This is a genomic window from Lysinibacillus sp. JNUCC-52 (assembly GCF_015999545.1).
In the GTDB taxonomy this organism is placed as follows: Bacteria; Bacillota; Bacilli; order Bacillales_A; family Planococcaceae; genus Lysinibacillus.
The window spans coordinates 2052499-2069346 of sequence record NZ_CP065546.1 but is presented as its reverse complement, the minus strand read 5'-3'; the positions used below and the strand labels follow the sequence as shown (position 1 = coordinate 2069346).

19 protein-coding genes are annotated in these 16848 nt (G+C 36.5%); all 19 read left to right on the top strand.

The annotated features are described in order from the left end of the window. Window positions 1-85: 85 nt before the first annotated feature. The 19 genes from JNUCC52_RS10480 (at window position 86) to JNUCC52_RS10390 (ending at window position 16846) form a co-directional block, all read left to right on the top strand. Complete coding sequence (locus tag JNUCC52_RS10480) at window positions 86-1234, top strand: sensor histidine kinase (RefSeq protein ID WP_173479691.1); 1149 nt, start codon at window positions 86-88, stop codon at window positions 1232-1234. A gap of 35 nt (window positions 1235-1269) precedes the next feature. After that, a complete protein-coding gene (locus JNUCC52_RS10475; protein WP_173479690.1) occupies window positions 1270-1944 on the top strand; it encodes a response regulator in 675 nt (224 codons plus the stop codon). Window positions 1945-2141: 197 nt separating this feature from the next. Further along, on the top strand, window positions 2142-2693 hold the full coding sequence (locus JNUCC52_RS10470; RefSeq protein ID WP_337982050.1) for a DUF3225 domain-containing protein: 552 nt from the start codon (window positions 2142-2144) through the stop codon (window positions 2691-2693). 167 nt (window positions 2694-2860) lie between these two features. After that, window positions 2861-3703, top strand: coding sequence for a DegV family protein (locus JNUCC52_RS10465; protein WP_173479688.1), 843 nt, complete (start codon window positions 2861-2863; stop codon window positions 3701-3703). A gap of 313 nt (window positions 3704-4016) precedes the next feature. Further along, window positions 4017-5378 carry an ATP-dependent helicase ComFA gene (locus tag JNUCC52_RS10460; RefSeq protein ID WP_337982049.1) on the top strand — a complete coding sequence of 454 codons (1362 nt, stop codon included), beginning with the start codon at window positions 4017-4019 and terminating at the stop codon, window positions 5376-5378. Beyond that, a complete protein-coding gene (locus tag JNUCC52_RS10455) occupies window positions 5375-5965 on the top strand; it encodes a ComF family protein (RefSeq protein ID WP_337982048.1) in 591 nt (196 codons plus the stop codon). Before JNUCC52_RS10460 ends, JNUCC52_RS10455 begins: the two co-directional genes overlap by 4 nt. Before the next feature lie 84 nt (window positions 5966-6049). Continuing rightward, window positions 6050-6463: a TIGR03826 family flagellar region protein gene (locus JNUCC52_RS10450; RefSeq protein ID WP_337982047.1), complete on the top strand. Its 414-nt coding sequence runs from the start codon at window positions 6050-6052 to the stop codon at window positions 6461-6463. Between the two features lie 261 nt (window positions 6464-6724). Beyond that, window positions 6725-6985, top strand: coding sequence for a flagellar biosynthesis anti-sigma factor FlgM (flgM, locus tag JNUCC52_RS10445; protein WP_173479684.1), 261 nt, complete (start codon window positions 6725-6727; stop codon window positions 6983-6985). Between the two features lie 26 nt (window positions 6986-7011). Beyond that, entirely contained in the window at window positions 7012-7512 is a 501-nt protein-coding gene (locus JNUCC52_RS10440; protein WP_173479683.1) for a flagellar protein FlgN, read from the top strand. Between the two features lie 31 nt (window positions 7513-7543). Further along, the gene (gene flgK / locus JNUCC52_RS10435; protein WP_337982215.1) at window positions 7544-9091 is read left to right on the top strand and encodes a flagellar hook-associated protein FlgK; all 1548 of its coding nucleotides are present in this window, start codon (window positions 7544-7546) and stop codon (window positions 9089-9091) included. Between the two features lie 45 nt (window positions 9092-9136). Next, window positions 9137-10051 (top strand): flagellar hook-associated protein FlgL, encoded by a 915-nt coding sequence (flgL, locus tag JNUCC52_RS10430; protein ID WP_337982046.1) that lies wholly within the window; start codon window positions 9137-9139, stop codon window positions 10049-10051. An 80-nt stretch (window positions 10052-10131) separates the two neighbouring features. Continuing rightward, a complete protein-coding gene (locus JNUCC52_RS10425; protein ID WP_337982045.1) occupies window positions 10132-10695 on the top strand; it encodes a DUF6470 family protein in 564 nt (187 codons plus the stop codon). Window positions 10696-10713: 18 nt separating this feature from the next. Beyond that, window positions 10714-11157 (top strand): flagellar assembly protein FliW, encoded by a 444-nt coding sequence (gene fliW / locus JNUCC52_RS10420; RefSeq protein ID WP_337982044.1) that lies wholly within the window; start codon window positions 10714-10716, stop codon window positions 11155-11157. Next, complete coding sequence (gene csrA / locus JNUCC52_RS10415) at window positions 11157-11375, top strand: carbon storage regulator CsrA (RefSeq protein ID WP_337982043.1); 219 nt, start codon at window positions 11157-11159, stop codon at window positions 11373-11375. Before fliW ends, csrA begins: the two co-directional genes overlap by 1 nt. Before the next feature lie 186 nt (window positions 11376-11561). Then, window positions 11562-12374: a flagellin N-terminal helical domain-containing protein gene (locus JNUCC52_RS10410; RefSeq protein ID WP_337982042.1), complete on the top strand. Its 813-nt coding sequence runs from the start codon at window positions 11562-11564 to the stop codon at window positions 12372-12374. 97 nt (window positions 12375-12471) lie between these two features. Then, entirely contained in the window at window positions 12472-14175 is a 1704-nt protein-coding gene (locus JNUCC52_RS10405; RefSeq protein WP_337982041.1) for a motility associated factor glycosyltransferase family protein, read from the top strand. Further along, the gene (locus tag JNUCC52_RS10400) at window positions 14141-14485 is read left to right on the top strand and encodes a DUF8042 domain-containing protein (protein ID WP_337982040.1); all 345 of its coding nucleotides are present in this window, start codon (window positions 14141-14143) and stop codon (window positions 14483-14485) included. Before JNUCC52_RS10405 ends, JNUCC52_RS10400 begins: the two co-directional genes overlap by 35 nt. A gap of 214 nt (window positions 14486-14699) precedes the next feature. Then, on the top strand, window positions 14700-15695 hold the full coding sequence (locus JNUCC52_RS10395) for an NAD-dependent 4,6-dehydratase LegB (RefSeq protein ID WP_337982039.1): 996 nt from the start codon (window positions 14700-14702) through the stop codon (window positions 15693-15695). Beyond that, entirely contained in the window at window positions 15692-16846 is a 1155-nt protein-coding gene (locus tag JNUCC52_RS10390; RefSeq protein WP_337982038.1) for a LegC family aminotransferase, read from the top strand. The genes JNUCC52_RS10395 and JNUCC52_RS10390 overlap by 4 nt, the downstream gene beginning before the upstream one ends. Window positions 16847-16848 lie beyond the last annotated feature (2 nt).

Genomic DNA, 16848 nt, shown 5'->3' with positions numbered 1-16848 from the left:
TATAATAGGTTTAGACTTAGATTCTATGAAATTGGTCTTTCAAAATACTATGTGGTAATAAGGACATTAGACTGGGGAGTACACTATGTTTTCAAATGATACCTTCGATTTAAAGTCGCTTGATGACGTATTCAATCGAATGTTAGAAACAATAATGAGCTCTAAAGACGATATTTTCATTATAAGTGAACAAAGCCGTAGAAGCTTTGAAGATATGCAACGAGAGCTAGAAATTGTTCGAAAACAGATTTCAACTGTCATCGATGAAGGCGATGCTTTAGAAAAAAGCACGCAACTTGCTAAGCAAAGACTTGTGTTAGTGAGTAAAGCTTTTGATAATTATACCGAAGAACAAGTTAGAGATGCATATGAAACGGCCCATGATTTTCAATTGAAGCTCTCCGTCATTAAAACACAAGAAAAGCAACTGCGCGACAAAAGAGATGATTTAGAGCGACGTCTAAGAGGATTACTCGATACAATTGAACGTGCTGATCATATTGTTAATCAAGTAAATGTTATTTTAAATTATTTAACGTCTGATTTAAAAAATGTTGGGTTAGCGCTTGAACAAGCGAAAATGAAGCAAGATTTTGGTATACGAATAATCGCAGCGCAAGAAGAAGAGCGAAAACGTTTATCAAGAGAAATTCATGATGGACCTGCGCAAATGTTGGCCAATGTCTTAATGCGTACGGACTTAATTGAAAGAACGTATCGTGAAAAGGGCATTGAATATGCTTTGGCTGAAATTGCTGATTTGAAAAAAACAGTGCGCAATGCGCTATCAGAAGTGCGACGTATTATTTATGATTTACGTCCTATGGCACTCGATGATTTAGGTATTGTACCGACATTAAAGAAATATTTGTCGACTGTGACCGAATATAATCCGGGAGTTGAAATCCATTTTCAGTCAAGGAGTACAGAACAACGTATTCCATCAAACTATGAAGTATCCATTTTCCGTTTAGTTCAGGAATGTGTAACAAATGCTATGAAACACGGGAAATGTAAGGATATTTGGGTAAAGCTTGAATGGTTGAATAACGCGGTAAATATTGTCGTGAAAGATGATGGCGTTGGATTCGATCAAAAAGTTGTAAAAGATCATTCCTTTGGTATTTTAGGAATGCGAGAACGAATTGAAATATTAAATGGTACAATCTCAATTGAAAGCGAGATTAATAGAGGTACAACGGTACTATTTAAAATTCCGTTAGAAGTAGATTAAAGAATGTGTTGCAGAATTTTAGGGGGTAAAGACTTATGACGAAGATAATTATTGTAGATGATCACCAGCTATTCCGAGAAGGGGTTAAACGTATCTTAGATTTTGAAGATACGTTTGATGTAATTGCAGAAGGTGACGATGGCACAGATGTTGTAAACTTATATGCGGAAAATCAACCGGATGTTGTTTTAATGGACATCAATATGCCAGGAAAAAATGGTGTAGAGGCAACAGCTGATTTAATTGCAGAATTTCCAGATGCAAAAGTCATCATGCTATCTATCCATGATGATGAAACATATGTAACACATGCATTAAAATCAGGTGCACTTGGCTATATGCTAAAAGAGATGGATGCTGATGAAATCGTAGAAGCGATTAAAGTAGTGGCAAATGGCGGCTCTTATTTACATCCAAAAGTAACAAAAAATTTAGTAGCAGAATTCCGTCGCCTTTCTGAACATGAAAACAAAGGTAACTTCCATCAAACGGAAATTCGTCGTCCATTCCATTTACTAACAAAACGTGAATGTGAAGTTTTACAATTACTAACAGACGGTCAATCTAACCGTACAATCGGTGAGACACTGTTTATTTCTGAAAAAACGGTTAAAAACCACGTTTCAAGCATTTTACAAAAAATGAATGTAAACGACCGTACACAAGCCGTAGTAACTGCCATTAAAAATGGTTGGGTTGAAGTACGATAACTGCATAGTATAGTATTAAAGGCTGTTTTTAAAAGCTACTTTAACAGATAAAGTAGCTTTTAAGGCAGTTTTTTTTGTTGTGCAACATTTTAAATTAAAAGACGTCATAAGAATGATATAAGCACCTAAATGTAGAAAATGCGCAACAAAATTCCTACTAATGCATTTATATGCTACAATATTGCGCGGGAGGTTTTATGATGTTAAAGAAAAGTATTCTAGCAGTTTTAACCTTATTAGTGTTAACTGCCTGTGGCAATAAAGATGAAGACTTAACTGCAAAAGAGCGAGAAAAGGTTATTGAGGATGGTACAGTAGGCTTTGAAATGATGGGTGGAGAAGTCGAAAAAGCGACGAATGTACCAGTTAATGAGGAAGAAGCAATTTTAGCGGCGTTTGAAGAATATATTGCCGCATTAAATGAAGAAGAAATTCATCGTTATATGAAAACGATATCTAAGAACCCAAAAGGCTTTAAATATGATGAAGAAAAAGTATTTGCAGAAGAAATATTTGACCAATTTGATACGAAACGTGATGTTACTAATGTAACGATTGCAAAGTATGGTCAGGAAGAAGCACAAGTATTTGCTAATATGACGATGCACTCTTTACAACTTGAGACGAATGTCGAACACGATAGTGCTGGACGACAAGTTACGGTATTTGTAAAAGAGGATGGGGCTTGGAAAGTGACGAGCGTCTTTTATATTGGTGATGATTCAAAATCTAGCACGGGCAATCAATAAGGGAAATTCTTCCCTTACTATACATAGGAAATGAATGTGAAGTGGACATCATCGTTTGAACTCGTACTTACTAGTAGTTCAATTAGGATGTAATTACGTTAGGTCGTAATTCAATTCACATTCATTTCTTTTTGAGGTAAACTTGGAACATAGGAGAGTGGACATGAATGAGGACGGCAATCGTAACAGACAGTACTGCATACATTACGCCAGAAGAACGAGCGCGCTTAAATATTCGTATGATTCCGTTAAGTGTAAACATCGCAGGTGAATTATTCGCAGAGGAAGTAGATATTACGGCTTCTGAATTTTATAATAAAGTACGTGGGGCAAAAGAATTCCCTAAAACAACACAGCCACCAATTGGTGAGTTTGCTGCTCTCTTTGAAGAGTTGGCAAATGATTATGACGAAGTAATTTCTATTCATTTATCAAGTGGTATAAGCGGTACATATCAAGGTGCTGTTCAAGCAGGAGAAATGGTGGAAGGTATTGATGTATTCGCATTTGACAGCGAGATTTCTTGTGCGGTTCAAGGCTTTTACGTGCTACGTGCAGCTGAAATGGCGGCGCAAGGTTGCACGGCACAAGAAATATTAGCAGCATTAGCGGACATGAAGCAGTCTATTCGTGCTTACTTCATTGTAGATGACTTAGCGCACTTACAACGTGGAGGCCGTCTATCTTCAGCAGCAGCTTTAATTGGAGGTTTATTACAAGTAAAGCCTGTTTTGCATTTTGTAGATAAGGTAATTGTACCTTTCGAAAAAATTCGTACACGTAAGAAAGCACTAAAGCGTGCAGAAGAATTACTAGCAGAAGATGCAAACAAGTATGACAAGATGGATGCAGTAGTCATACATGGTAACTGCCAAAAAGAAGCTGAAGAATGGTTAGCACAGCTCGCTGCAACCTATCCGAACGTAGACTTTAAATTGAGCTATTTCGGCCCAGTTATTGGCACACACCTTGGTGAAGGTGCGATGGGATTAGGCTGGACAAAAAAATAATATAAAAAAGTCTCTACAACTTGTTGTAGGGGCTTTTTTTATTTATTGTAGGCGAGAAATCTCTGATAGCGTGAGCGAATCGCCAGTAAACCTGGTTGAAATCTTAGATAGAACCGCATGAAACGCCGATAAACTCTATCGAATCGCCGATAGAACACGAGGAATCGCCGATAGAACCGCGTGAATCGCCGATAAACTCTATCGAATCGCCGATAGAACACGAGGAATCGCCGATAAACCTGAGTAAATCGCCGATAACCCTGCAGAACCCCCTGCTAGAACCATTATCACAAAAAGAAAGGAGCAAATTAAAATGAAATATAAAGGATGGCTGTTGCCTCCTGCTTTACGAGATTTTCATGAAGGGCGTATATGGTTAATGGAACATTCACCATTTGCTAATTATGACATACAGTATGCTATTGATAAAAAGTATCTTCATATAATAGAAGGTATTCAAACAAGACCACGATTAAGATGTAACCGTTGCTATAATGATAAGCCTCAGTTTTTTACGATGTTTGATTGCTCAAAATGCCAACAACAATGTGTGTATTGTAGACATTGCCTAAGTATGGGCAGAGTGAGTAGCTGCACGCAACTGATCATATGGCGAGGGCCGAAAGCTTATAGAAAAAGACAGCATCCACTCAAATGGAAAGGCCAACTGACGGAACTTCAACAACAGGCGGCGAATGAGTTGCTTGAAAGTATTGAAGCAGGTCGATGTCATTTGATTTCAGCGGTGTGTGGGGCTGGTAAGACAGAGCTGCTTTTTCAACCAGTACAGTATGCGCTGGAAAAAGGGATGCGCGTTTGTATTGCAGCGCCACGAACAGATGTTGTGCTAGAGTTGTTGCCACGCTTTCAAAAGGCTTTTCCTGAAACCGTCATTCACGCTTATTATAGTGGAGCGCCGCAGCAGAACGGTTATGCGCAATTAATACTGGCGACGACACATCAGCTATATCGCTTTGAACAGGCATTTGATGTCATGATTGTTGATGAGGCGGATGCATTCCCTTATTCATTCGATGAAACATTAGCAAGAGCCGTGAAAAAAGCCAAAACTGCACAAGCCTCAACTTACTTTATTACAGCAACACCATCACAGACATTAATTGATCAGTTTAAATATTGCTCATCTATTCCAAAAAGATATCACAATAATCCTTTGCCAGTGCCACGCTTTAGCTCGCTATGGGGATATGAAAAAAGCTTAAAACGGGGAAGACTCCCGAGAAAGCTAAAAGTTTGGATAGAGGAGCGGCTAACTAAAAAAGAACCATTTCTTATTTTTTTACCGAAAGTTGAATTGTTGAAAATTGCCATGCCACTTTTTCAAAGGATACATGCAAATATTTTAGCCGTTCATGCTGACGACCCAGAACGAAAAGAAAAAGTACTTCAGCTACGTAATGAAGAAATTCCTGGATTAGTAACGACGACGATTTTAGAAAGAGGTATCACGATAAAAAATGTACAAGTCGCTGTTGTTGGGGCAGAATCGGCTATTTTTACTGGAAGTGCATTGATTCAAATTGCAGGACGAGTTGGGCGACATGAAGCATATGCAGAGGGAGATGTCGTGTTTTTTCATCATGGCATCACAATCGCCATGGATGAAGCGCGCGAGAAAATAATTTATAACAATAAGGTAGGGTTCTCCCAATGAATAAAGTAGAAATGTTTTGTTTGCTATGTGCTCAGCCTTTGCGAATCGTTCCTAACTGGAAAACACTTTTTATAAGACACTTCCCACCTTGTCTTTGTGAAAAATGTTTCTCCAAATTTGAGCTTTCCTCAACAACGACAGCACTTTATCAATATAACGATGCAATGAAGAAGTATTTGCATCAATATAAATTTCTTCAAGACGTTGCACTTGCTAAAGTATTTCGACAGCAGATTCATACACAATTTAAATGTGAAGCAGCAACAATTATTCCGATTCCAATGCATCCGATTAAACAAAAAGAGCGTACCTTTTCACATACCGAGGAGCTTCTGAAAGCTGCAAATATTCCCTATACACAACTTTTAGAAAAAACGACAGTAGAAACACAAAGCTCCAAAAATAGGGAGCAACGTCTAAAATCAGCTTCACTTTTTCGACTAAATCCTGTAGCACAAGTTGAACATAAAGATTATCTCCTTTTTGACGATATACAAACTACAGGGACAACAATGCGGCATGCTAAACAGGTTTTACTAGAAGCAGGTGCCCGAAATGTTCGAACCTTCACATTAATTAATGGATGAAAATGCTAATACATCATGTATAATAGATTACGAATTTAGGATTCGTGTAATTAAATAGTGATCATGCAAGAGGAGGAAGAAGAGATGGCTGAGGTTCGAAATTGTCCAAAATGTAATGAGTTTTTTAATTATACTGGGGTCAGAGACGTATGTCATAAATGCGCACAATCAGAAGAGGAATTATATCAAATAGTATATCGTTTTTTACGAAAACGCGAAAATCGTGCGGCTACAGTGGAACGAATTGTGGAGGCAACTGGTGCTGAAGAAGAACTATTATATAAATGGGTTCGTAAAGGGCGTTTGCAGCCAGCAATGTTTCCGAACTTAGGCTATCCATGCGATAACTGCGGTCATTTAACGACAACGGGGAAACTGTGTACAAAATGCCAAGACGAATTAAAGTCAGAACTTCGTACATTTGAGGCAGCTAAGGAGTTCCGTGAAAGTGTGGCTGAGCATGATCGTGTAACATATCATGCTGAACGTAAAAAATAACAAGATGAAACGTGTTGTTTTTTACACTAGAGTTGAGCTTCCTTCACTTACATATGTTCAATGCTAATGCGAATCAGCATGCAAATTGTAACAGGAAATTCAAAATGACGAAGTTAAATTATACACCTTAAAGATGGTTGATAAGCGAAAGTGTGTTAATTTTAAACAAAATTAGCACACTTTTTTATATTTGAAAACTTAACATTGTTGGAGACAATCCGAAATAATAGTAAGATAAGCTTTTAAGATAGGGGGATGAATATGAAAATTACATCGTATGGTGTTAATGCTGTAAACGCATATAAAAATCAAGTACGTAATGTCAAATCTGGCGACAACAAAGCGTCATTCGCTGACAAAATTGAAATTTCAAAAGCAGCTCAAGAAATGCAAGGTGTAACGACGTACAGCACTGAACGAGCTGAACGCGTGCAACAATTAAAGGCAGATATTGATTCTGGAGAATATAAGGTCAATGCTCGTAAAGTTGCTGAAGATATGCTGAAATATTATCGCTTCTAGGAAATACAGAAAGGGTGCTTAGTAATATGACTGTAGAAACAATTTGTTCTACATTAACAATATTAGAGAGAATGCATAAAAGCTTACTCGAACTAGCCTTTAGAAAAACAGAAATTATTAAAGCTGGCGATATCGAAGCACTAGACCAAATGCTCAAGGATGAGCAGGCACATGTAGCGGCCATTGATAAGCTCGAGCAACAGCGTCAGGTACAGGTAACCGAATACCTTAAAGCAAAAGGAATTGCTTTAACTGACAAAATGTCTGTTGCTGATGTCATCGATGCTGCTGAACTAGAAACTGAAAAAGAAGCACTTTCAGCTGTTCGCAATCGACTAATGCTCATCATTAATGATTTACGAAAACAAAACGAACTCAATCAAAAAATGGTATTCCAATCATTACAATTTGTCAATCTAACATTAGATGCCCTACGCCCACGCCCAGAGCAAATAAATTACTCTGGTCGTGAGGTGCGTGGCACGAATACAGTAGCCAAAAAATCGTACTTCGATTCACAAGCTTAATTTTTAATCGTTACTAAAGGGAGGAATAATGATGCGCTCAACATTTATGGGCTTAGAAACTAGTAGAAGCGGTTTATTTACACAACAATCTGCTTTATATACAACAGGTCATAATATTTCAAATGCCAACACACTAGGTTACTCACGCCAACGAGTAAACATGCAAGCTACACCAGGTTTTCCAACAGCCGGTTTAAACACGCCTAATTACCCTGGACATATGGGAACAGGGGTAGAGACAGGATCTATTCAACGTATTCGCGATGAATTTATTGACCGTCAATATCGTCAGGAAACAAACAAGTTAGGTTATTGGGAATCACGTTCAAATGCTATTTCTCAAATGGAAGATATTATGGACGAACCTTCTCAGTACGGTTTAAACGCAGCATTAGAACAGTTCTGGAAAGGTCTACAAGATGTTAGTACAGGTCCAGAAAATGCGGCATCACGTAAAGTAGCTATCGAACGTGCCAACCATTTAGCCGAATCATTTAACTATATCGATACGCAATTAAAAACAATTCAAGGTAACTTAGGTAACGAAATTAGTGTTTCGACAAACCGCATCAATTCCTTACTAAAGCAAATTGCTTCTATTAATAAGCAAGTGCAAGAGGTTGAGCCAAATGGTCATGTTCCAAATGATTTATATGATGCTCGCGATGTGTTAATTGATGAATTAAATAGTTACATCCCAGTCTCAATTGAACGCGTTCCTTCGGGTGGACTTGCTTCAAGTGTAGCTGAAGGCAGTGTAACTATTACATTTAAACCATATGGCACAAACACAGCTATTAAATTAGTGAATGGTAAAGATGCTGCTAGCATTGAAGTAAATAGTGGAACTACACAAATTGATGGAACGGATTTATCAAAAGTATTTACGAGCATCAATGTAGTTGGCACAGGTACAGCTGACTCAGGCACGATTACATATGACCAGTTAGAGCCTGGCAAAGGTAAATTATTATCATTGATCAACTCTTATGGATATCAAGATGGAGCAAATGTTAAAGGCTATTATCCAGAAACGATGGCTAGCCTCGACAAACTTGCTTCAGAATTTGCAAATGTCTTTAATGCGATGCATAAGCAAGGGTATGATTTAACAGGTGCTCAAAGTACAATCGATTTCTTTGAACCAATTGATAATACAAAACCGATGTCTGCAGGAAATATTAAAGTGAATGCTGACCTTTTAAAAGATCCTTCAAAATTGGCTGCATCTAGCAAACCAAATGAAGAAGGGAACGGTAAATGGGCACTTGAGCTTTCAAATATCCAATCAAAAGTTCAAGCAAATTTAGACGGCGCAACATTTAATACATTCTATCAAGGAATCATTGGTAAGCTCGGTGTCGATGGAGAAGAAGCAGCGCGCCTAAACGCCACTTCTGAAACACTACTTGTGACAATCAGCAACAGCCGTGCTTCCATCACTTCGGTATCGCTTGATGAAGAAATGACGAATATGATTACATTCCAACAAGCGTATAACGCAAATGCTCGTATGATTACTGTTATCGATGAAACATTAGACAAAATCATTAACGGCATGGGCCGAGTAGGAATTTAACTAAAAAATAAATGAGTACGACTAAAGGAAGGAGCTTTTACAAACATGCGCGTAACACAATCCATGTTATCGAATAACATGCTTCTAAACTTAAATAATAGCTACGGAAAAATGTCCAAGCTACAAGACCAAATCACTTCAGGCTCTAAAATCACAAGACCTTCAGACGACCCTGTTGTAGCAGTAAAAGGGATGGGCTACCGACGTGATTTAGGTAAAGTAGAACAGTATTCACGTAATATGAATGAGGTTAATAATTGGCTGGATACATCGGATGAATCATTAAATCAAGTGGGCGAACAAATGAAGAAAGTCCGTGAACTTGTTATTCAAGCAGCGAACGATACAAATACACCAGATGAACGAGCAAAGATTAAATCTGAGATTGACCAAATTCAAAAACAGCTTCAGGATGTGGCCAATACGAAAATTGGAGACCGCTATATATTCAGTGGTACAAAAACAGGACAACCATTATTCATAAATGGCACACTTAACAATGCGAATGTCAATTCCGAAGATGTTAAGATTGAAGTATATGAGGGTATTGAAATGAAAGTCAATACTGCTGGTGTGGATTTATTTAAAAGTGTTGATGACATGATGAGCAAAATTTCAGGTTTGTTAGATCCAAATCGAATTCCTCTTGCAACAAGTGAAGAAATCAGCTCTACATTAGGTGGCGTTACAAGTAATAGTACAACTGATGATATTACAACAATGCACAATAAAATTCTCGAAGCACAGGCAGATGTTGGTGCGCGTCAAAACCGTGTGGAATTAATGGAAAACCGCTTATCAATCCGAGAAATCAGCGTAACGAAGCAATTGTCGAATAACGAGGACGTTGATTATTCAAAAGCTATTACAGAAATGGTAACGTCAGAATCGATTCATCAGGCAGCATTGTCTGTCGGCGCTAAAATTATTCAACAATCTTTAGTTGATTTTATTAGATAAATACAATTGATTTTCCTACTAAATAAAACCAAGCGTTTGAACATTTTGTTCAGACGCTTTTCTTGAAAGGAGAAGTGTACATGAGACTCCCACAAATCCAAATTCGTACAACGGACGCACAAATTGACCTTAATATTGCTAAGCCACAGCAATACATTAAACAACCAAGTGCTACGCAGCATATTGAACAGCCTGCTGCAATACTCGAGATTAATACAACACGCAGTGTGCTGAAAATTGATTCATCTCAAGCAAGACGTGACTTAGGCTTAATTGGACCATTAGAATCAAGTGCAAATTATGCGCAAAAAGGGAAACAAGAGGCAATGAAGGGCATGGCACGAAGAGCAAGGGAAGGTCGGCAAATGATGGAGGGCGCTGGCAAAGATCAAGGTAGGGCAACGATTCAAAATATCGCCAAGCAAAACCACGGCCCCCATCGCGTTCAATTCAATGTAAAATTTGTACCGTCTGTTGGATCTGTGAAAATTGACTATACACCAGGCACAACCGACGTCAATATTCAGCGTAGAGAACCAATAATTGACGCCCAAGTGAACAAACCGATCCATGAATACACACCAGGTAAAGTAACTGGTACAATGATACAAAGACCAGACGTTGACATTGATGTCATCGTTTAAAGGAGTGCACCCGAAAATATGAAAATTGCTACTAAATTTTTAGGAGAAGTCGAAATCGTTGAACAAGATATCCTGACATTTGAACATGGCTTATTAGGATTAGAAGAAGAAAAAGAGTTCGTATTGCTTCCAATTGATGCAGACTTGCCCCTTGCATTACTTCAATCTATTCAACATGTAGAAATCGGCTTTGTCGTTGCCTATCCATTTGCATTCAAAAAAGATTATAGCTTTGACATTAGCGAAGAGGATCGCGAGCAATTACAAATTGATAAACAAGAAGATGTTCTTCCATATGCCATTGTCACAATGAAAGAAACATTCCAAGAGTCTACAATAAACTTATTAGCACCAGTTATTTTAAATATAAATAAAAAACGTGGGAAACAAATCGTTCTCCAAGACAATAAAGCATATCCATTACGCTATCCGATGCTGCCATTGGAAGGAAGTGCGAAATAATGCTAGTACTTTCTCGAAAAAAAGATGAGTCTATTATGATAGGCGATCAAATCGAAATAAAAATATTAGCTGTCGAAGGTGACCAAATTAAACTTGGAATAGTTGCGCCTAAAAAAGTAAAAGTACATCGTTCGGAAGTTTTCGAAGCTATTCAAGCGCAAAATAAAGAAGCACTTGCTTCATCTTCGACTTTTTTAAATCAGCTGAAGAAAAAATAGTAGTCTTCTGAAGCTTCAAATCTATTACATAAAAAAATAAAAAAACTTTTAAAAAACTATTAAACTTTTCCAACTACTAACGATATATAGATTGTAGGGTAAGGGAAGTACATACATACAACCTAAACCGACAATATTCCACACGGATGTGGAATAACAAAACAAACATTCAAGGAGGAATTCCAAATGAGAATTCAACACAACATTTCAGCTTTAAACACACACCGTAACCTTACTTTCAACAACACTGAAGCTTCAAAAAACCTTGAGAAATTATCTTCTGGTTACAAAGTAAACCGTGCTGGCGATGACGCTGCAGGTTTAGCAATCTCTGAAAAAATGCGCGGACAAATCCGTGGTCTTGATATGGCTACTAAAAACGCTCAAGACTCAATTTCTTTAATCCAAACTGCTGAGGGTGCACTTAACGAAACTCACTCTATCCTACAACGTATGCGTGAATTAGCAGTACAATCTGCGAATGATACAAACGTTGATGCAGACCGTGGAGCTCTACAAAAAGAAGTAGATGCACTTGTATCAGAAATCGACCGTATTTCTACTGATACTGAGTTCAACACGCAAAAACTATTAAATGGTTCATTTAAATCAAAAGTATTCCATATCGGTGCTAACTCTAACCAAAACTTAAAGTTAACTATCGGAAATATGGGTTCTAAATCATTAGGCTTGTCAGGTATTAAAATCGATAAACAATCTTTAGCTAATAAATCAATTAAAACAGTTAATGATGCACTAGAAAAAGTATCAACAGAGCGTTCTAAACTAGGTGCTGTTCAAAATCGTCTAGAGCACACAATCAACAACTTAGGTGCTACTTCTGAAAACTTAACAGCTGCTGAATCACGTATCCGTGACACAGATATGGCGAAAGAAATGATGGGCTTCACTAAGAACAATATCTTAATGCAAGCTGCTCAATCTATGTTAGCTCAAGCTAACCAACAACCACAAGGCGTTCTTCAATTATTACAATAATTAATAATTAGAGAAATTTTAAGACTTTCCTCAAATAGAGGAAAGTCTTATTTCATTTTTATAAACTTTAGCCGATAATTCTATTGAGGTGATAGAGTTGACTCATGAAATTAAATATATTGATACGAAAACGGGAAAAAAGACAATAGAATTTGATAGTTACTTATTACATAGTAAATACGATCCTATAAAAGAGGCACAAAGAATTGCCGAAAAGGAATACACAGAAAATTTCCTACATATCGTTTTTGGTTATGGCTGCGGCTACTTAGTTGATGAATTAAAAAAATTGATAGATGATGAAGTAATTATAGTAATTGATCCATTTAAGGAAGAGTTAAATTTAAATGGTGATACAATTTATGGAATAGACCAGATAGAAGAATTTCAAACCCAATTATCTTCTAGTTTAGAAAATTTAAGTAGAGAAATTAAAGTGATTTGTAGTTTAAATTACGAGAAAATCGCCCCTGAATTTTATAAAGAGGTATTACAATGTGTAAAAGATGTTCAGCGATCAAATCAAGTAGATGAAAATACGATTCGTTTAGGTAGCGAAAGTTGGCAAGAAAACTACGTGAAAAATTTACCTTTATTAATGAAGGATTGCCCTCTTACGCATATTGAAAAATTAAAAGATACACCTGTAGTTATAGCATCAGGAGGACCTTCATTAATTAAACAGCTTCCTCTGCTACAAAGTATTCGGAATAATATTATTTTAGTAGCAGCAGGGTCTACGATCAATTCTTTACTTGAGCATAATATAGAACCTGACTATGTAGTAACGATAGATGGTAGTGAAGCAAACTATCATCATTTTGAGAATATTTCTATAAAAAACGCAAAATTAATTTATGGACTATCAAGTAATTATAAAATTCAATATGAATGGACAAACGAGAGATATGCTTTTTTAACGACTGGAGATGTGAAAGTTCAAAAAATTATAGAAGATAAGTATGGAGTCGAATTACCATTAATAGCTGGCGGAGGTTCTGTTGCCAATTTTACTTTAACTGTGGCTAGAAAATTGTCATCTGGTCCGATTGCATTAATTGGGCAAGATTTAGCATATACTAATTTACAAACTCATGCTAGTGGTAATAAGTTTGCTATGGAAATCGATGACGCATTTTTAAAAAATCGAGATGCCTTTGAAACGGAAGGTTATTATGAGGATAAAGTAATGACGGATTATCCCCTGCATTCGATGAAATTAGCTTTTGAGGACTTAATAAAGTTTTTACCAAATAGCTCTACTATTTTTAACTGTACAGAAGGTGGAGTGAAAATAAAGGGATTCGAACAAATTGAGTTCAAAGAATTTTGTGAAGCATATGCCAAAAATCCAAAAGTGATAATAAAACAGCTAAATACAATCGGTAAAAAATGGGATATTATTCATCTTGGGTTAGAAGAAGAAATACGAGTATATAAGTCAATTGATCAAAGGTTGAAAGATATAATATTAAAATTAAAACAAGATCGATTGAAAAAGTTCTTTTCTACACAAACAATTAAATTACTTGATAATATGGATAAATTCCTAAGTGAAAAGCTAGATTATTTGATGTTTGATAGGATAGCGGATCCTTTAATAGCAGATGTTCTGAGAAATTATAAAGGCAAAAAAAGTGAAAATGATGAAGAGAAATTTGACAGAGTTTTTAATCAAAATTTAGAATTATATTGCCGTTTACAAGAGGCTGTATCGAAAACTAAAACTTATACTGAAGAAGCAATCAAGTTAGGGGATGAATTAAATGCTAGAATTAATGGAAGTAATCGAGAGTTATAATGAATATATTAATAAAATTCCTAAGGGAACCATGTCTATAGCTAATTATTTACGTGATAACCAAATTGGAGAAGCGTTAGAAAGTATTAAAAATTTCTCTGAAGGGGTCATGTGGCTAACTCATGCTAGCGAATTAATAATTGAAAATAAAGGTGAAGCTCCCTTAGCAATTAATAAAATTCGTGAGTTTTTATCTGAGATTAATGAAGGTTTAGAACGTCAAGACTATGCATTAGTCGCCGACTTATTTGAATATGAAATTGCACCTTTTTTTGAAGATGTACAAGTAGCGACAGGTACTATCCAATAATTGGTTTTAATAGAATATTAAAGAATTAATAACGTTAAAGTTATGTTAATAATTTGAAATGGTCTTTAATTCCTTTTATGGGTATAAATAAACTTAGATTTAATCAACCAATCCAAAAGCGATTGGTTGATTTTTTTAAAAAAATGTCGATAGTAAATATAATTAACTAGTTATGGTAATATAAATTAGATAGCATTTTAGAAGGGGTTTTTTTATGAAAATATTAATTACGGGTGCTGATGGTTTCATTGGCTCGCATTTAACAGAAACATTGATACGACAAGGTTTTGATGTTCGTGCATTTGTTTATTATAATTCATTTAATTCATGGGGCTGGTTAGACCAATCATCATCGGAAATTAAATCTTCATTGGATGTGTTTTCAGGGGATATTCGTGATCCGTATGGTGTGAAAGAAGCTATGAAGGGGTGTACGCATGTCCTTAATTTAGCAGCGCTAATTGCAATTCCTTATTCCTATCATTCTCCTGCAACTTATGTAGATACAAATGTGACAGGGACGTTAAATGTTGTACAAGCAGCGAAAGAGTTAGATGTAGAAAAAGTAGTTCATACTTCTACAAGTGAAGTATATGGAACAGCGTTATATGTGCCAATTGATGAAGAGCATCCATTACAAGGACAATCGCCATACTCAGCATCAAAAATAGGCGCTGATCAAATGGCTTTGTCATTTTATCGCTCATTTGATACACCTGTATCTATTATTCGTCCGTTTAATACATATGGACCACGCCAATCTGCACGCGCGGTTATACCGACGATTATTAGCCAACTGGCAAGCGGCAAAACGAATATAAAGCTTGGAGCTATAAGCCCTACACGTGATTTTAACTATGTAAAAGATACAGTTAACGGTTTTATATCTGTAATGAATTCAACTAATTCAATCGGTGAAGTCATTAATATCGGATCAAATTATGAGGTTTCTATTGGTGAAACTGCAGAAATGATTGCTGATATTATGGGTGTAGATTTAACAATCGAAACGGATGAACAACGCCTACGTCCTGAAAAAAGTGAAGTCGAACGTCTTTGGGCTGAGAATAAAAAGGCGAAGGAACTACTTGGTTGGGAGCCACAATATGGTGGCAAAGATGGCTTCCGTAGAGGTCTTGAAGAAACAATAGAATGGTTTACAAATCCTAAGAACTTATCTCAATATAAGGCAGATGTTTATAATATATGAATACTCAATGGGTGGAATTTGCGAATAATGTAAAACAGTTTTACGGAAAAGATTTTGTGCCTTTACATGAGCCTACATTCAATGAAAAAGAAGTTGAATATGTTACGGATTGTGTCAAAACAGGTTGGGTTTCTTCAGTTGGCGCTTATGTTAATCGTTTTGAGGAGGATTTAGCTAAATTTGTCGGTGTAAAGCGAGCGGTTGCTGTTGTAAATGGTACAGCTGCACTGCATATAGCATTAAAAGTTGCAGGCGTAAAAGCTGAAGATGAAGTGTTGATGCCGTCACTTACTTTTATTGCAACAGCCAATGCTGTGTCATATTTAGGCGCTGTTCCACATTTTATAGATGTTTCACTTAATACTTTAGGTGTAGATGCAGATAAATTACAAATCTATATAGAGAAAATTGGAAAAATACAAAATAATCAGCTTTATAATAGAGAAACGGGAAGACGTATTTCAGCACTTGTACCGATGCATACCTTTGGTCATGCAGTTGATGTGGAAGGTTTACTTAAAGTATGTGAAATGTATAATTTGACTCTTATAGAAGATGCAGCAGAATCATTAGGTACTTATTATAAAGGCAAACATACAGGCAGCTTTGGAAAAGTAAGTGCGTTAAGCTTTAATGGTAATAAAATAATGACAACAGGCGGTGGCGGCGCGATTGTAACAAATGATGATGCAATAGCGGATTATGCAAAACATTTAACAACGACTGCTAAAATTCCACATCGTTGGGCTTATGAGCACGATGAAATCGGATTTAACTACCGCATGCCGAATATAAATGCAGCGTTAGGTTGTGCGCAATTAGAAAAAATGCCCACGTTTATTCAACAAAAACGCGATTTAATGAAGCACTATGAGCAATGGTTAGGTAATTTAGATGGCGTCCATTTATTTAAAGAGCCTGCAAATACTAGAAGTAATTATTGGCTACAAACTATTTTACTAGATGAGCAGTTTAATCGTGATGAAGTATTAAGCTTTTTAAATGAGCAAGGTGTAATGAGCCGCCCAATTTGGACGCCAATGCACCACCTAGCAATCTATCAAAACTGTCCGAAATCAGATTTAAGTGTAACAGAACAGTTGAATAGAATAGTTGTCAATATACCTAGTACACCATTAAGTGAGGGATAACG

Excerpts from the sequence above, each read along its gene's own strand:
- JNUCC52_RS10480 (WP_173479691.1), top strand. The coding sequence starts at position 86 with ATGTTTTCAAATGATACCTTCGATTTAAAGTCGCTTGATGACGTATTC.
- JNUCC52_RS10475 (WP_173479690.1), top strand. The coding sequence starts at position 1,270 with ATGACGAAGATAATTATTGTAGATGATCACCAGCTATTCCGAGAAGGG.
- JNUCC52_RS10470 (WP_337982050.1), top strand. The coding sequence starts at position 2,142 with ATGATGTTAAAGAAAAGTATTCTAGCAGTTTTAACCTTATTAGTGTTA.
- JNUCC52_RS10465 (WP_173479688.1), top strand. The coding sequence starts at position 2,861 with ATGAGGACGGCAATCGTAACAGACAGTACTGCATACATTACGCCAGAA.
- JNUCC52_RS10460 (WP_337982049.1), top strand. The coding sequence starts at position 4,017 with ATGAAATATAAAGGATGGCTGTTGCCTCCTGCTTTACGAGATTTTCAT.
- JNUCC52_RS10455 (WP_337982048.1), top strand. The coding sequence starts at position 5,375 with ATGAATAAAGTAGAAATGTTTTGTTTGCTATGTGCTCAGCCTTTGCGA.
- JNUCC52_RS10450 (WP_337982047.1), top strand. The coding sequence starts at position 6,050 with ATGGCTGAGGTTCGAAATTGTCCAAAATGTAATGAGTTTTTTAATTAT.
- flgM (WP_173479684.1), top strand. The coding sequence starts at position 6,725 with ATGAAAATTACATCGTATGGTGTTAATGCTGTAAACGCATATAAAAAT.
- JNUCC52_RS10440 (WP_173479683.1), top strand. The coding sequence starts at position 7,012 with ATGACTGTAGAAACAATTTGTTCTACATTAACAATATTAGAGAGAATG.
- flgK (WP_337982215.1), top strand. The coding sequence starts at position 7,544 with ATGCGCTCAACATTTATGGGCTTAGAAACTAGTAGAAGCGGTTTATTT.
- flgL (WP_337982046.1), top strand. The coding sequence starts at position 9,137 with ATGCGCGTAACACAATCCATGTTATCGAATAACATGCTTCTAAACTTA.
- JNUCC52_RS10425 (WP_337982045.1), top strand. The coding sequence starts at position 10,132 with ATGAGACTCCCACAAATCCAAATTCGTACAACGGACGCACAAATTGAC.
- fliW (WP_337982044.1), top strand. The coding sequence starts at position 10,714 with ATGAAAATTGCTACTAAATTTTTAGGAGAAGTCGAAATCGTTGAACAA.
- csrA (WP_337982043.1), top strand. The coding sequence starts at position 11,157 with ATGCTAGTACTTTCTCGAAAAAAAGATGAGTCTATTATGATAGGCGAT.
- JNUCC52_RS10410 (WP_337982042.1), top strand. The coding sequence starts at position 11,562 with ATGAGAATTCAACACAACATTTCAGCTTTAAACACACACCGTAACCTT.
- JNUCC52_RS10400 (WP_337982040.1), top strand. The coding sequence starts at position 14,141 with ATGCTAGAATTAATGGAAGTAATCGAGAGTTATAATGAATATATTAAT.
- JNUCC52_RS10395 (WP_337982039.1), top strand. The coding sequence starts at position 14,700 with ATGAAAATATTAATTACGGGTGCTGATGGTTTCATTGGCTCGCATTTA.
- JNUCC52_RS10390 (WP_337982038.1), top strand. The coding sequence starts at position 15,692 with ATGAATACTCAATGGGTGGAATTTGCGAATAATGTAAAACAGTTTTAC.